Genomic DNA, 13,713 nt, shown 5'->3' with positions numbered 1-13,713 from the left:
TTATTACCCGATCCATTTATGATAAATGGATTTTGCCCGGGCAATATCATTTGTTCCATGGATCAAAGCTCTGCCGTCCCGGAACAGCACCATTTTCATATCATCCGAGCGGCAAGAAATTAAATACGGGTTCGCAGCTACTTCAAGCCCGGCCTGCCTCAGCTGACCGGCAAGCGCTTCAAGATCCGCTTCTTTCGTAATAGATGATCTGATCTGCACCGTGTTCCTGCCGCACAATACAGCCGCTTTTGTTTGATTTTCATATGACAAAAACGGAAAATCCTTTGTGCCGCAGCTTGGGCATGCGTCATGTTTGAGACTGGCCGCTCTCACTTCTGACCGCTCATTTTTCCACAAATCAAAGGAGCGCAGCACCGGCTCGCACTCCTCTCCCGTCAGCAGCTTCAGTGCATCTGTTACCTGAAAGACTGCTACCTGCAAAACAGCCGGACTGATGATGCCAGCTGTGTCACACGTTGCTCCGCCAATCGGAAGTGTATCGAGCAAGCAATGCAGGCAAGGAGTAGAACCCGGCACCACGGTAAAGGTGAGGCCGTAGCTCCCTACACAGGCACCGTAAAGAAAAGGAATCCCTTCCTTTACCGCAGCATCATTTACGATCAGGCGGGTTTCAAAATTATCAGCCGCATCCACTATAATTGATGCATCCCTAATCAGCTCGAAGATATTTTCTGCTGTCACATCGATGACAAGGCCGGTCACATCAACATCGCTGTTAATCGAACGGAGACGGCGCTCCGCAGCGGCTGCTTTCGGCATTTCTTTTTTGACATCATCTTCTGTATAAAGCTGCTGGCGCTGGAGGTTGCTCCATTCAACATAATCTCTGTCGGCAATTTTCACAGAGCCGACTCCCGCTCTCACCAGCATTTCTGCACTGGCTGTTCCGAGCGCGCCGGCGCCGATAATCACGGCGCGCGCTTCTTTCAATTTTTTCTGGCCGGATGGGCCGATCGGAGCAAACAGCTCCTGCCTTGAATACCTGCCCGTCATACAGGAAGACCTTCTCCCGGACTGCTTGCCGTTCCGTATTGCTTAAGCGGGATTCGGCCCGCCTCATAAGAAAGGCGCCCTGCTTCCACTGCGAGCTTCATGGCACGAGCCATTTTCACGGGATCGTCAGCGCCAGATACAGCCGTATTGAGCAGTACGCCATCCGCTCCAAGCTCCATTGCGTATGCCGCATCTTTAGGCGAGCCGATTCCCGCATCCACGATGACCGGCACTTTCGCCTGTTCAATAATAAACGACAGATTCAAAGGATTTAAGATTCCTTGTCCTGATCCAATCGGAGATGCACCCGGCATGATGGCATGAACGCCGAGCTCTTCCAGCTTTCTCGCCAGCACAACGTCATCCGACGTGTACGGGAGCACAATAAAGCCTTCTTCAAGAAGCTGTTCAGACGCTTTTAATGTCTCAACAGGGTCAGGCAGCAAGGAACGGCTGCATCCGATGACTTCAACTTTAATCATGTCACAAAGGCCGGACGCTTTCGCCAGCCTTGCAATCCGAACCGCTTCTTCAGCAGTGCTGGCGCCCGCTGTATTCGGCAAAAGCGTATATTTGGATAAATCAAGCTGTTCCAAAAAATTCGGCTGAGATGCTTCAAAGATGTTCATTCTCCTTACAGCAAATGTTAAAATATCAGACTCAGAAACAGCTACTGCTTCCTTTTGAATGTCAAACGATGGGTATTTCCCCGTGCCCAGCAGCAATCTTGATTGAAATGATTTTCCGCCAATTGTTAACATGCTCATCCGCCTCCTACAAAATGGACAATTTCAATGACATCACGATCACAAAGCTCAACCTCGTGATAGCGTTCTTTCCCGATTATTTCTTTATTTCTTTCCACGATAACGATTTTATTTTCAAGCTGATACGACGCCAGCAGGTCTTGAATTGTACCTGCGTCTTTTTCCCACTTCACGTCTTTACCGTTCAGCTGTAGCATCATATCTGAACCGCCTCCTTGCGATCAATTCGGAATGCGTGCAGCCAGTCTTGGTTGACCTCTTTATTCATGATGAGATCACTGATCAAAGCGCCCGTTGCGGGAGCAAGCAGGATCCCGTTTCTGAAATGGCCCGCCGCAAATAAAATACGGCTGTCCTCAGGATGTCTGCCGATGTACGGTTTTCCATCCTTTGTTCCCGGCCGGAGTCCCGCCCAAAAACGATCCACCTTCATATTCTGTATAGCCGGCAGCATCGTTTTTGCTTTTTTCATAACGGATTCCAATCCGCCAAGATCCGGTGTTTCACTCCAGTCCCCCGGCTTCATTGTCGCGCCGACAACCAGTCTTCCGCTTTTTCTCGGTACGATATAGCAGTGATCATGGTAAAGCGTTTTTGTCAGCGGGATATCATCATTCCAAACGGACAGGCACTCCCCTTTTACAGGGAGAAAAGCATTGTTCAGTCCGAGCTGTTTAAAAAACATCCCGCTCCACACCCCGCTGGCAACGACAACATGATTAGCCCATACGTCTCCGCTAGGGGTCTTGATGGACAGGGCTTCACCGTCACGTTCGACATGCAGGACGGGCGTATGCTCAAAAATCTCCGCCCCAAGCATTTTTGCTGCTTTCACATATGCCTTGCAAACAAAATAAGGCTCCACATGCACATCATCCTGAATAAAAGATGCACCAAAGATGTCACCAGACGCATACGGCTCTTTTTCTAACACCTCTTCTTTTGAATACCAGCTGACAGAGTCCAAATCGTCCATCTGTCTCAGCTGCAGCACATCTTCTTCAGAAAATGCAAGCTTAAACATACCGCCGTTATGCTGCCTGATATCCACACCGGATAATGCATAAAGCTCTTCTCCAAGACCTTTGTACAGACGCTGGCTGTGCATGGCGAAATCAAAAAACGCGTCACGTTCCTCGCATTCGGCATGGGCGCCCAGCATTCCGGCAGCGGCACTTGTCGTTCTGCCGCCCATTGTTCCGCTTTCAAACAATGCGGTGCTTTTGTTTTCCTTTGCCAAATGATAAGCAATCGCGGAACCGATAATTCCGCCTCCAATCACCACTGCTTCATAATGCCTTTTCATAGCGCATCTCCTTTAGCTTGCGGGAATATCGTCTGGCTGCTTCCAAAGGTTCAGCGGAAGAGAAAATTCCTGACATAACAGCAATGCCGTCTGCCCCTGCTTGTTTTACGTCTCTTAACCTGTCCGGCGTCATCCCCCCGATGGCTATAACCGGGATGGAAATCCGCTGTTTGATATCTGACAGCAAAGATACTCCTCTGCCTTCAAGACCCTTTTTGCAATCCGTTTCAAACACATGGCCGAACAGCACGTAGTCCGCGTCTTCCTTTTCTGCTTGAACCGCTTCCTCCAGTGAATGCACCGACCTCCCGATATGAAGGTGTGGAAATCTGGCTCTGACCTGCTTCGGTGAAAAGCTGCCGCTTGGCAGCTGCACGCGGTGAATAGTAGAGAAAAGTGCAATATCCACGCGCCCGTTCATCACCAATTTTCGTTTATCTATACCGCCTTCAAAAATAAGCTCGAGCAATTTCAAAATATCCGCCGCCGATTTTGAGCGTTCCCGAATATGAATAAAATCAACTTCATTCTTAATCGTAATGATGATTCTCGCTAGCTCTTCTACCGGCTTGCTGTCATCCGTTATGGCGTGAAGCTCCACATTCCTCCACCTCTTTTATGGCGCTGTCAGACCAGCCTTCTTTTCGATAGGCCATTCCCCAAAATTGATATTCGTAGTAGCTGGAGATGACAAAATTCTCTTTCATCTTGGCACGCACTTCCTCCGTGCTGTTTTCCGCCAGCTCATCAAAGCGGTTGATTTGCTCCTCGACCTGTTGTCTAAACCAATCACCGCCATATGTGCCAATCCACTTCTGATAAATTGGATGCCCCGGATCACAATGCAGCAATTTCTCACCAACCTCGTAATAGAGCCAATAGCATGGCAGCAGGGCCGCTAAGATTTCTGCGAAATTCCCGCTCAAAACCGAACGGTACATATGGGATGTATAAGAGTACGCCGTAGGAGACGGCTTAAACGCCTTACGCTCTTCCTCGCTGATTTCCAACAGCTCGGCAAACTCGCGATGAAGCGCCATTTCCGCCTCATATGTACCTTGGGCATGGCTTGCCATCCGCCCCGTTGTATAAAGATCCTTCGCATAAGCGGCACCAAATGACTGCACCTTTGCAAAATGCGTTAAATAATAGGAATCCTGAAGTACGTAGTATTTAAAACGGTCAATCGGAAGCGTTCCGTCACCGATTCCTTGAACGAACGGATGGACAAAGCTCCCCTCCCACCATTCTGCGGCTGCACTGCGGCATTCTTCTGAAAACTTCACAAATCATTCCCCCTCTGAAAATAAAAAAACCACTTTCCCGCAAGGAAAAGTGGTTTGGAATTGGCATAGTAAAATAACACAAATACCGCTCCACTTCCCTACGCAGGTCTGAACCTGTTCAAGTTATGAGGGTCTAAAAGTCACACTTTTATCTCAGCCCTTATGAAGGACACCCCTAGTGGTTAAACGAATACATATTGAATTGTTCTGCACCTCTATATTAACACGAATCCTTATTTGGTCAAGATTTATCCTTCCAATGTTTTCTTAAGATCCGTTACGTACCCCCGAGATCCGGTGACAATTAAACGGTCTCCAAGTTTCAGCCTCGTATCCCCATGAGGAACGATGCTGTCCACACCTCTGAAGATCCTGACAAAGATGACGTCACCTGTTAAAGGGAATTCCCGTAAAATGACACCATCATATTTACTGTTCTCCATATTAATTTGATACAGCGAAGACTCTTGGTTCGTGAGCAGCTTCATGACGCCAGGCGCTTCAATCAGTGCGCGAAGCAGCGTTTTTGTCGACAGCAGAATAGAAAAGATGCTGATTCCCTGCTCCTTCAGAGCTGCTTCATGCTCCGGTGATCCTACGCTTGCAATGACTCTTTCTGTGCCTTTATCTTTTGCAAGTAATGCAATGTCTGCATTCATATCTTCATTTCCTGTCGCCACAACGAGGATATCCGTTTCAAAAATGCCGAGTGATTCAAGCGTCTCGTGTTCATAGTCAGAAATTGTTTCAACAGCAAACACTGATTCTGACAGCTTTTCCTCCGCATTCTCTTGGTAGACGTGTACAACACGCACGTCATACTCTTCCTCTGGCAATTCGAGTGTGACAGGCAAAGTCATTTGATTGGCGCCAATGAACGTAATCGTCTTTTTCTCCTCCGGCTGCTCTTCCCGTTTGTATAATTTTTTAAAACAGATCGGCGTAAAAATACTTGCAATGACGGCTACTAAAATGAGCGCTCCTGACATATTTGCACTGATCACGTGAAGCTGCTGCCCGATTGTTGCAGCGGCAATCACGAGCGAAAGCGTTGATGTCAGCAAGAAGCCAGACGCGAAAATGGTTCGGTTATCATACCACTTCTTTAGGTACATGACAGGAATGATTTTGCTGACTAACAGCGCCAGCAGCAGGAGCGGAATCATGATTAAAATTGTTTTATCCTGAAAAAGAGTCCAAATATCAAGCTTCACACCGACCATCACAAAGAAAATCGGTATTAAGAACCCATAACCAAATGAATCCAGCTGCTGAACAAGTTCTTTGTTTGGCGAAAGCAGGGAAACGAGAACCCCCGCTAAGAAAGCGCCGAGAATATTTTCCGCCCCAAGTGATTCAGACAGGGCAACGAGTACAATAATTAACGTAAAAATGGCACGCGTCCCGATCTGGATCGTCCCTTTTGACATGGATTGAACAAAAGAGCGATGTTTGAAGACCCGGCCGAAAAAGTAAAGCACCACTCCGGCCGCAAACAGGATCATCAGGAGCCACATGTTTCCGCTGTCCTCTCCGTATAAAGAAGAAAAAACAGCAAGAAGAATCATCGTGGCCAAATCAGCAATAACAGCAACAAGCAAAATAATCTGCCCGATATTCGAATTCATGATCCGTTCTTCTTTTAATGTTGGAACGACAACGCCTAATGAAATCGTTGAAATAATCAGGGTCATCAAAAATGCATTTTGGATAAATCCGGCCAAGACGAACCCATAGGACAAGAGCAATGATAAAATAAAAATACCGACGAAAATAACAGATGCCGCAGCAAACGTATTCGGCGCTTCCTTGCCATTCGGCAGGAACTGCTTTTTCTTTCCTTTCTCAAACGACGAAAAATCAATTTCAAGCCCGCTTAAAAACATTAAAAAGATAAATCCGAGCATAGAGAGTGTTTGGAGCCAGGTGTCACCCTCCACAACTAAATTAAGGCCGCTTTTCCCAATAATCAGCCCCATAATGATTTCAGCAACAACAACCGGGATGCTGAGTTTAAACCGATGCAAAAGGATGGGTGTCAAAAATGCAACGATAAGTACAACAACTAAAGATGCGACAGATGTATGCGCCATAATCAGAACCTCCTTTTTAAGTCAGGGTTATGCCAGTTCTCACTCAGAGAACAAAACCTCATTTTTAAAAAACATAACGCGATTTTAACAAGGGTGATGATGAAAAATAAAGTGATAAGGTCTTAATCCTGTTTAGAAAATGATTCTTCTATAATTTGCACATAAAAGCTTGTGATGACTCGCAACACTTTGCTTCATAATAAATAAAACAATCGGTAAGGAGGATGCTGCATGGCTTACGATATCATCAGCGATATTCATGGCTGCTATGACGAAATGACTGCATTAATCCAAAAGCTTGGCTATACAATCAAAAATGGAGTACCTGTCCATGAAGAAGGCAGGGTGCTTGTTTTTGCCGGAGATTTAACTGACAGAGGGCCCAAATCGATAGAGGTCATCCGATTTGTAGCCGGCGCTTACGAAAAAGGCGCTGTGCGTTATGTCCCGGGAAACCATTGCAATAAATTATATCGTTACTTAAAAGGAAATCCGGTAAAAGTGATGCATGGTCTCGAAACAACAGCGGCAGAGCTTGAGGAACTTTCCAAAGATGAGAAAAAATCAGTCAGCGAACAGTTTATGAAGCTGTACGAAACAGCGCCGCTTTACGACATCTTACATAATGGAGAATTAGTTGTCGCCCATGCTGGCATAAGAGCTGACGATATCGGCAAATATACCCGCAGAGTGAAGGACTTTGTGCTTTACGGTGACGTGACGGGTGAAACATATCCGGACGGCAGACCCGTCAGGCGTGATTGGGCGGCAGCCTATAACGGAAAGGCTTGGGTGGTATACGGTCATACACCTGTGAAAGAGCCTCGGAAGGTCAATCGCACCATCAACATTGATACAGGCTGCGTGTTCGGAAATCAACTGACAGGCTTTCGCTTTCCAGAAATAGAAACCGTCTCTGTTCCAAGCTCCCTGCCTTACGACGAATCAAGATTTCGCCCCATATAAAAAAGGAGAGAATCAATGATTCTCTCCTTTTATCAGTTTTCTCATATCCTGAGGCAGTGGAGCATGAAACGTCATGTTCTCCTGTGTCAGCGGATGGATAAATGAAAGATGCTCGCTGTGCAGAGCCTGCCGGCCAATTTCCTGTCTCGTTCCGCCGTACAGTGTATCGCCGCACAACGGGTGCCCGAGATAACTCATATGAACACGAATTTGATGGGTTCGTCCAGTCTCAAGCTGCAATGCCACCGAGGTCATGTCGTCATTTGCACATGTGACGTAAAAATGCGTAACAGCCTTCTGGCCGTCTGGCGTTACCGTCCGTTCAATAATACTGTCAGGATGTCTGCCAATCGGAGCATCGACTGTTCCCTCCATCTGTGCCATCCGCCCGTGAACCACTGCCGCATACCGGCGCTTCACAAGGCCGTTTTTTTGCGCAGACGATAAAATGGAGTGGGCAAATCGATGCTTGGCAACAAGCATGACACCTGATGTATCCCGGTCTAGCCGGGTGACAAGATGTACTGTCGCCCTCACTCCGGTTGTTTGATAATGATCAATAATTCCATTGGCAATGCTGCCGGAGGGGTGCTCTCTCGAAGGGATTGATGACACATACGGCTGCTTGTTTATCACAAGCACATGTTCATCCTCATAAAGGATATCGAGCGGAACAGGCTCTGCCAGCAGCGTCTCGCTCACCTGTTCCTCAGGAAACTTCACGATAAGAAGATCTCCCTCTTTCAAAACGTATTTGACCGTCACATGCTCACCGTTAATCTGCAGGTCTCCCCCGCCAAACTTAATATCGGTCAGCAGACGTTTCGAAATTCCCATTTCACCGGCATATTCTTTTACAGTCATCCCGTCCTCAGCGGAAGTAATGTTCTTTCTGATAAAAAAATGCTCCACGATATGTCCTCTTTCTATTCACCTTTTCCAATAAACGAATCCTGGACTCTTTTCCAAAATGGAAACGGACGGAATCTCGCAAACCGCACTTTTTCGGATGCAACTTGGCAGCGGATCGACTTTACATCCTTATGGAGAAGGGTTAAATGGTCAATCGTCACTTGAAAGTCAACTTCGTTTCTCGGCTTAATCATGCAATCATGATGGGATGGGAGAAGCAGAGGTGACCCGACCGTACGGAACACGCGGTTATTAATTGAAGCCATTTCCGCAAGCTGGATCGCCCTGATAGACGGATGGATAATCGCTCCGCCCAGCGCCTTATTGTAGGCTGTGCTGCCTGATGGAGTTGACAGGCAGAGGCCGTCGCCCCGGAAGGTTTCAAAGAGCTGCCCTTTGATTTCCACATCAGCAACAAGGCTTCCTTCGATGCTTTTAATCGTACATTCATTCAAAGCTAAGTATCTTTCTTCCCGCTCGTTTTCGTGATAGGTCACAATGACTTCGAGAAGCGGATATTCGACTGTATGATACGGCGTTTTCGCGATGGCAAGAACAAGTTTTTCAATTTCATGAGGAACCCAGTCGGCATAAAAACCCAGATGACCTGTGTGAACGCCGACAAATGCTGTTTTGTCCAAGCGGTCGCTGTATCTGTGAAAAGCATACAAAAGCGTTCCGTCGCCTCCGACTGAAATAACGATTTCCGGTTCATTTTCATCCAGTTCCATATCAAAATCCAATAAATACGCCTGTATTTTGCTTTTCAGCGTATCAGAAACTTGATCTCCTTTTGATGATACGGCAAATTTCATGCTCTTCTTCCCCTTTACCTATTGTTGCTCGCTTCCTTTTTTCTTTCTTGAAAAGGCAGCTTGAGCTTCCTGTACTTCACCCCTGATCTCCGACATCTCTTCATCAAGCCGGGAAGCCGCTTCAGAGGCGCGCTGAAGCCTTAGTTTTACTTTTTCAGGAATGTTTCCGCTGTATTTATAATTCAATGAATGCTCAATGGTCGCCCAAAAATTCATCGCCAGTGTACGGATCTGTATTTCCACGAGAACATGCTTTTCTCCGGATACCGTCTGCAAAGGGTACAGCACAACAAGATGGTATGACCGGTATCCGCTCTCTTTATGTTCCGCAATATAATCTCGCTGATCCACAACGGTGAAATCTTTTCTGGCAAAAAGCATCTCTTTTACGATTTGGATGTCATCGACAAATTGGCACATGATTCTAAGGCCAGCAATGTCCTGCATGGTTTCAATTTCATGCAGCGGTATGCTTTTCCGTCTCGCTTTTTCAAGTATGCTCGCCACAGGCTTGACGCGTCCGGTCACAAATTCGATCGGTGAATGGTCGTCCTCGTATTCATATAGTGTGCGGATCCCCTTGAGCTTCACTTTCAACTCTTCGACAGCCTGGCGGTACGGCACTAAAAAACGCTCCCATTGTTTGTCATCCATCATACATCCCCCAATTCCGAACCAGTTTCTATAAAAACACGCGTTTCACTTTTTCTTCCATTTCTTCTCCGTAGTTTGCATTATCCTTTATATTTTCTAAAAGATATTCCAGCTCCTCATGCAGGCCTGCCAGTTCAATTGTTTGGTCTCCTGCCTCTAAAACAACCGGTATTTTTTGTGCATGGGCCTGCTTCAGTTCCGGCCATACATGTTCCTTTATAATGACATATTCAAAAGAATCAGCTAATTCAAGTATGTATACAAAAGCAAAGTGGTCAGAATCAACAAGCATTTGACCTGACGGCTTACGTTCCGCTTCGTTTCCTTCTGTCTGACAGGCAAGGCGAAGCTGATCATCCGATAATGTTGCATTCAAAATTTCGATTCTGTTTTGCATAATGCTCTCCTTTTTTAAACAAAGTACAGATTCATTTTATCATATCGAGCTCGATATTGATAAACCTAACATCTAAAGAGATAATAGTAAAAATAAGATTTACAGGGCGGAAAGGAAGAGCATCATGAGCCAAGAAATTGAAATCGAATTTAAAAACATGCTGACCAAACAAGAATTCAAAAACATAGCAGCGGCACTCCAGCTGACAGAAAAAGATTTTACAGATCAAAAGAATCATTATTTTGATACAGACAGCTTCGCGCTGAAACAAAAACAAGCTGCGCTTCGTATCCGCAGAAAAAACGGAAAGTATGTCCTTACATTAAAGGAGCCTGCTGATGTGGGGCTTCTGGAAACGCACCAGCAGCTTTCAGAGGTATCAGATCTCGCTGGATTTTCAGTTCCCGAGGGCCCCGTGAAGGACCAGCTGCACAAGCTTCAGATCGATACGGATGCCATTCAATACTTTGGATCTTTAGCAACAAACCGTGCGGAAAAAGAAACAGAAAAAGGCTTAATAGTTTTAGACCACAGCCGATATTTAAATAAAGAGGACTTTGAAATTGAATTTGAGGCGGCGGATTGGCATGAGGGCAGACAAGCCTTCGAAAAGCTGCTTCAGCAATTCAGCATTCCTCAGCGCGAAACCAAAAATAAAATTCTGCGTTTTTATGAAGAAAAACGAAAGTCTATATAAGGTGGAATGACATCGTGAATGTAACGAATTGGGCAGCTTTACTTCAGCTTCAGGCACTACAGTCCATATCTAATGCACGCAGCAGCTCGGACACTCAGAATACGGAAAGCCCGCTTTCAAGTTTTAGCTCTTTGCTCAGCCAATATACAAACGGCCTGGCATCTCAGCAATCAGCACCTTCTTCATCGCCAAGCCCGCTCAGCATGCTGAACAGCGCGAATACAACAGCGCCGTCACTGCTTTCAGCGTATGGGCTTAACTCATATACGAGCAGCAATTCAGGTTCAATCACAAAAGCGGCAGAAAGCACTGAAACAGCTGCTGCAGATTCAGCTTCAAACAAACATGAAGCAAATCAGATCAGTTCGGGAGACTTTTCTATTGACAGTGCGATTAAAAAAGCCGCTGATAAATATGGCGTTGATGAAAAACTGATCCGCGCCGTCATCAAACAGGAATCAGGCTTTAATGCAAAAGCGGTCAGCGGAGCAGGTGCGATGGGCCTCATGCAGCTGATGCCGTCAACAGCAAGCTCACTTGGCGTTTCCAATCCGCTTGATCCGCAGCAAAATGTGGAAGGCGGAACGAAATATTTAAAACAAATGCTGGATAAATACGACGGCAATGTGTCTATGGCATTAGCGGCTTACAACGCCGGACCGGGGAATGTTGACCGATACGGAGGCATTCCTCCTTTCCAAGAAACGCAAAACTATGTAAAAAAAATAACTTCAGCTTATTACGCGTAACCAGAGGTGCTCTTTCCCTCTGGTTTTTTTGCGAAGTGAAATCTTACGCATTCCTGATTTTTATGTGATATGATATGAAATACAAACCCCGGCTGTTAGCCGAAATGAGTCATCAAACGCATAAAAGGCAGTTTGTTTGTAGAAATGATGCCTTGTTGCTAAAATAAATCTAGATGAAACAATGAAATACAGAAAATTACTTTTTGCAATAGGATTTATGATTCCTATTAGCCATATTTAAAGGAGTAGTCAACATGGGACAATCGTTTAACGCACCTTATGAAGCGATTGGAGAGGAACTTCTATCGCAACTTGTTGATACTTTTTATGAGCGTGTCGCGTCTCATCCTTTGCTGAAGCCGATTTTTCCAAGCGATTTGACAGAAACCGCCAGGAAACAGAAGCAATTCTTAACTCAGTATTTAGGCGGGCCTCCTCTTTATACTGAGGAGCACGGCCATCCTATGCTCAGAGCAAGGCATCTTCCCTTTCCAATTACAAACGAGAGAGCTGATGCGTGGCTCAGCTGTATGAAGGACGCAATGGACCATGTAGGGCTGGAGGGCGAAATTCGTGAGTTTTTGTTTGGCCGGCTGGAGTTGACAGCAAGGCATATGGTGAATCAAACGGAAGCGGAGGATCGATCATCTTGACAAACTATCAGCATGAGCTATACTTCGCCCATTGCCACGGTCATCCAAAAAAACCGCTTGAAATTTATATGTTTGTAGACCCTTTATGTCCTGAATGCTGGTCCTTAGAGCCCGTCATCAAAAAGCTGAAAATCAGATACGGACGTTTTTTCACCTTACGCATTATCGCTTCCGCAAGCCTTACCGCTTTAAATAAAAAGCGAAAAAAACATCTTCTCGCAGAAGCATGGGAAAAGATCGCGAGCCGCTCTGGCATGTCATGTGACGGCAATGTCTGGTTCGAACAGGATCAGCCGCTTTCATCGCCTTATATGGCTGCTCTCGCTTTTAAAGCAGCCGAACTGCAAGGACGAAAAGCCGGCATGCAATTTCTCAGAAATATGCAGGAGAGCCTATTTGTTTCAAAGAAAAATATTACGGATGAAAACGTGCTTTTGGAGATTGCTGAAAATACAAGTCTCGATCTTGAAGAATTCAAAAAAGATCTGCATTCTCAAAGCGCGGTCAAGGCGCTTCAATGTGACATGAAAATTGCTGCTGAGATGGATGTTTCTGTTAATCCGACACTGACGTTTTTTAATACGCAGCATGAGGATGAAGGGCTTAAAGTTCCTGGCAGCTACTCATATGATGTATATGAAGAAATTTTATTTGAGATGCTTGGCGACGAGCCGAAGCCGTCGGAAACACCGCCTTTAGAATGTTTTATTGAATATTTCCGCTTCGTTGCCTCGAAGGAAATTGCTCTTGTATATGACCTGAGCCTTGAAGAGGTAGAAAAAGAAATGAAAAAACTGGCGTTTGCTAAAAAGGTTGCCAAAGTGGAAGCCAAACACGGAATGTTTTGGAAGTCTCTCAGCACTTATTCTGATGAATATCAATCATGTGAAAAATAGCCGCAGGCGTGCATATGCTTGAGGCTGTTTTTTTATGCCATAACCAAACGTACGTTCTATTTTTAGCACTAAAGAAACCGCGCCGGGATAAGCGCGGTTTCATATGTCTTAACGACAACAAAGGGGATGGGAGAAATTTTTCACGGTCAAACAAAGGGGTAATGTTTGTTTGTGATCAATTTCACATCCTTATGATAACAAAAGATGTCGACTTTTGACAACCTCTATGCTTAATGTTCATATTTTTGTCACAAAACATAACGAAGTGCATTCACTCATATCCTTATAAGGAAAAAGGACGAGGAGGACCGCCATGATGTCTACTTTGATCTCAATTGTGTGCATTGCCGTTTTTTTCTGCTTGAATATCTTAGGCATGATGCATATGCTGCCGCTTTATATTACCTCTCCTCTGCTGTTTCTGTCTATTTTGTTTACCCTCTACCGCTTGAATCACCGGAAAACCTTTAAAGGGTTTTAAAAAAGCCTGTGCGTCATTTCCGCACAG

At 45.6% G+C, this 13,713-nt stretch carries 17 protein-coding genes and 1 riboswitch; of the genes, 6 read left to right on the top strand and 11 right to left on the bottom strand.

Annotation, left to right across the window (positions count from 1 at the left end; all coding sequences use genetic code 11):
• Nucleotides 1-3: 3 nt before the first annotated feature.
• From thiF to NST79_RS06355, 7 genes are all read right to left on the bottom strand, one after another.
• A complete protein-coding gene (thiF, locus tag NST79_RS06385) occupies nt 4-1,014 on the bottom strand; it encodes a thiazole biosynthesis adenylyltransferase ThiF (RefSeq protein ID WP_212059656.1) in 1,011 nt (336 codons plus the stop codon).
• Nucleotides 1,011-1,781, bottom strand: a complete 771-nt coding sequence (thiG, locus tag NST79_RS06380; protein WP_010886483.1) for a thiazole synthase — start codon at nt 1,779-1,781, stop codon at nt 1,011-1,013. The genes thiF and thiG overlap by 4 nt, the downstream gene beginning before the upstream one ends.
• Nucleotides 1,778-1,978, bottom strand: a complete 201-nt coding sequence (thiS, locus tag NST79_RS06375) for a sulfur carrier protein ThiS (RefSeq protein ID WP_015252345.1) — start codon at nt 1,976-1,978, stop codon at nt 1,778-1,780. The genes thiG and thiS overlap by 4 nt, the downstream gene beginning before the upstream one ends.
• Complete coding sequence (gene thiO / locus NST79_RS06370) at nt 1,978-3,087, bottom strand: glycine oxidase ThiO (RefSeq protein WP_047182438.1); 1,110 nt, start codon at nt 3,085-3,087, stop codon at nt 1,978-1,980. Before thiO ends, thiS begins: the two co-directional genes overlap by 1 nt.
• The gene (gene tenI, locus NST79_RS06365) at nt 3,071-3,688 is read right to left on the bottom strand and encodes a thiazole tautomerase TenI (protein ID WP_021479540.1); all 618 of its coding nucleotides are present in this window, start codon (nt 3,686-3,688) and stop codon (nt 3,071-3,073) included. The genes thiO and tenI overlap by 17 nt, the downstream gene beginning before the upstream one ends.
• Nucleotides 3,663-4,373, bottom strand: a complete 711-nt coding sequence (gene tenA / locus NST79_RS06360; protein WP_003232909.1) for a thiaminase II — start codon at nt 4,371-4,373, stop codon at nt 3,663-3,665. The genes tenI and tenA overlap by 26 nt, the downstream gene beginning before the upstream one ends.
• Nucleotides 4,374-4,451: 78 nt before the next feature.
• Nucleotides 4,452-4,560: riboswitch (TPP riboswitch) on the bottom strand.
• A gap of 61 nt (nt 4,561-4,621) precedes the next feature.
• On the bottom strand, nt 4,622-6,466 hold the full coding sequence (locus NST79_RS06355; protein ID WP_029317615.1) for a monovalent cation:proton antiporter family protein: 1,845 nt from the start codon (nt 6,464-6,466) through the stop codon (nt 4,622-4,624).
• 231 nt (nt 6,467-6,697) lie between these two features.
• Here NST79_RS06355 and prpE point away from each other — a divergent pair, with 231 nt between their 5' ends.
• Nucleotides 6,698-7,432, top strand: coding sequence for a bis(5'-nucleosyl)-tetraphosphatase PrpE (gene prpE / locus NST79_RS06350; RefSeq protein ID WP_003232912.1), 735 nt, complete (start codon nt 6,698-6,700; stop codon nt 7,430-7,432).
• Nucleotides 7,433-7,444: 12 nt separating this feature from the next.
• Here prpE and NST79_RS06345 read toward each other — a convergent pair whose 3' ends face one another.
• The 4 genes from NST79_RS06345 to NST79_RS06330 are packed head-to-tail and all read right to left on the bottom strand — an operon-like array spanning nt 7,445 to nt 10,210.
• Nucleotides 7,445-8,344, bottom strand: a complete 900-nt coding sequence (locus tag NST79_RS06345; RefSeq protein ID WP_033883581.1) for an RluA family pseudouridine synthase — start codon at nt 8,342-8,344, stop codon at nt 7,445-7,447.
• Nucleotides 8,345-8,358: 14 nt separating this feature from the next.
• Nucleotides 8,359-9,159: an NAD kinase gene (locus tag NST79_RS06340; RefSeq protein ID WP_003232918.1), complete on the bottom strand. Its 801-nt coding sequence runs from the start codon at nt 9,157-9,159 to the stop codon at nt 8,359-8,361.
• Nucleotides 9,160-9,177: 18 nt separating this feature from the next.
• Nucleotides 9,178-9,813 (bottom strand): GTP diphosphokinase, encoded by a 636-nt coding sequence (gene yjbM, locus NST79_RS06335; protein WP_003245294.1) that lies wholly within the window; start codon nt 9,811-9,813, stop codon nt 9,178-9,180.
• A 28-nt stretch (nt 9,814-9,841) separates the two neighbouring features.
• Nucleotides 9,842-10,210 carry a hypothetical protein gene (locus NST79_RS06330; protein ID WP_003232922.1) on the bottom strand — a complete coding sequence of 123 codons (369 nt, stop codon included), beginning with the start codon at nt 10,208-10,210 and terminating at the stop codon, nt 9,842-9,844.
• 124 nt (nt 10,211-10,334) lie between these two features.
• Between NST79_RS06330 and NST79_RS06325 the strand changes: the two genes are divergently transcribed.
• The 5 genes from NST79_RS06325 (at nt 10,335) to NST79_RS06305 (ending at nt 13,686) form a co-directional block, all read left to right on the top strand.
• On the top strand, nt 10,335-10,907 hold the full coding sequence (locus NST79_RS06325) for a CYTH domain-containing protein (protein WP_069703692.1): 573 nt from the start codon (nt 10,335-10,337) through the stop codon (nt 10,905-10,907).
• A 14-nt stretch (nt 10,908-10,921) separates the two neighbouring features.
• On the top strand, nt 10,922-11,656 hold the full coding sequence (cwlQ, locus tag NST79_RS06320; protein ID WP_041340378.1) for a bifunctional muramidase/murein lytic transglycosylase: 735 nt from the start codon (nt 10,922-10,924) through the stop codon (nt 11,654-11,656).
• Between the two features lie 254 nt (nt 11,657-11,910).
• Nucleotides 11,911-12,309 carry a group 2 truncated hemoglobin YjbI gene (locus NST79_RS06315; RefSeq protein WP_003232928.1) on the top strand — a complete coding sequence of 133 codons (399 nt, stop codon included), beginning with the start codon at nt 11,911-11,913 and terminating at the stop codon, nt 12,307-12,309.
• On the top strand, nt 12,306-13,205 hold the full coding sequence (gene spxH / locus NST79_RS06310) for a protease adaptor protein SpxH (RefSeq protein ID WP_003245184.1): 900 nt from the start codon (nt 12,306-12,308) through the stop codon (nt 13,203-13,205). The genes NST79_RS06315 and spxH overlap by 4 nt, the downstream gene beginning before the upstream one ends.
• 313 nt (nt 13,206-13,518) lie before the next feature.
• The gene (locus tag NST79_RS06305) at nt 13,519-13,686 is read left to right on the top strand and encodes a hypothetical protein (protein ID WP_003244944.1); all 168 of its coding nucleotides are present in this window, start codon (nt 13,519-13,521) and stop codon (nt 13,684-13,686) included.
• The last annotated feature ends 27 nt before the right edge of the window (nt 13,687-13,713 follow it).

The sequence above is a fragment of the Bacillus sp. PS196 genome (assembly GCF_037963555.1).
Taxonomy (GTDB): Bacteria; Bacillota; Bacilli; order Bacillales; family Bacillaceae; genus Bacillus; species Bacillus subtilis.
Note: the sequence above shows the minus strand (reverse complement) of the source record. Positions and strands in the feature narration are given on the sequence as shown.

Excerpts from the sequence above, each read along its gene's own strand:
- thiF (WP_212059656.1), bottom strand. The coding sequence starts at position 1,014 with ATGACGGGCAGGTATTCAAGGCAGGAGCTGTTTGCTCCGATCGGCCCA.
- thiG (WP_010886483.1), bottom strand. The coding sequence starts at position 1,781 with ATGAGCATGTTAACAATTGGCGGAAAATCATTTCAATCAAGATTGCTG.
- thiS (WP_015252345.1), bottom strand. The coding sequence starts at position 1,978 with ATGCTACAGCTGAACGGTAAAGACGTGAAGTGGGAAAAAGACGCAGGT.
- thiO (WP_047182438.1), bottom strand. The coding sequence starts at position 3,087 with ATGAAAAGGCATTATGAAGCAGTGGTGATTGGAGGCGGAATTATCGGT.
- NST79_RS06355 (WP_029317615.1), bottom strand. The coding sequence starts at position 6,466 with ATGGCGCATACATCTGTCGCATCTTTAGTTGTTGTACTTATCGTTGCA.
- prpE (WP_003232912.1), top strand. The coding sequence starts at position 6,698 with ATGGCTTACGATATCATCAGCGATATTCATGGCTGCTATGACGAAATG.
- NST79_RS06340 (WP_003232918.1), bottom strand. The coding sequence starts at position 9,159 with ATGAAATTTGCCGTATCATCAAAAGGAGATCAAGTTTCTGATACGCTG.
- yjbM (WP_003245294.1), bottom strand. The coding sequence starts at position 9,813 with ATGGATGACAAACAATGGGAGCGTTTTTTAGTGCCGTACCGCCAGGCT.
- NST79_RS06330 (WP_003232922.1), bottom strand. The coding sequence starts at position 10,210 with ATGCAAAACAGAATCGAAATTTTGAATGCAACATTATCGGATGATCAG.
- NST79_RS06325 (WP_069703692.1), top strand. The coding sequence starts at position 10,335 with ATGAGCCAAGAAATTGAAATCGAATTTAAAAACATGCTGACCAAACAA.
- NST79_RS06315 (WP_003232928.1), top strand. The coding sequence starts at position 11,911 with ATGGGACAATCGTTTAACGCACCTTATGAAGCGATTGGAGAGGAACTT.
- NST79_RS06305 (WP_003244944.1), top strand. The coding sequence starts at position 13,519 with ATGATGTCTACTTTGATCTCAATTGTGTGCATTGCCGTTTTTTTCTGC.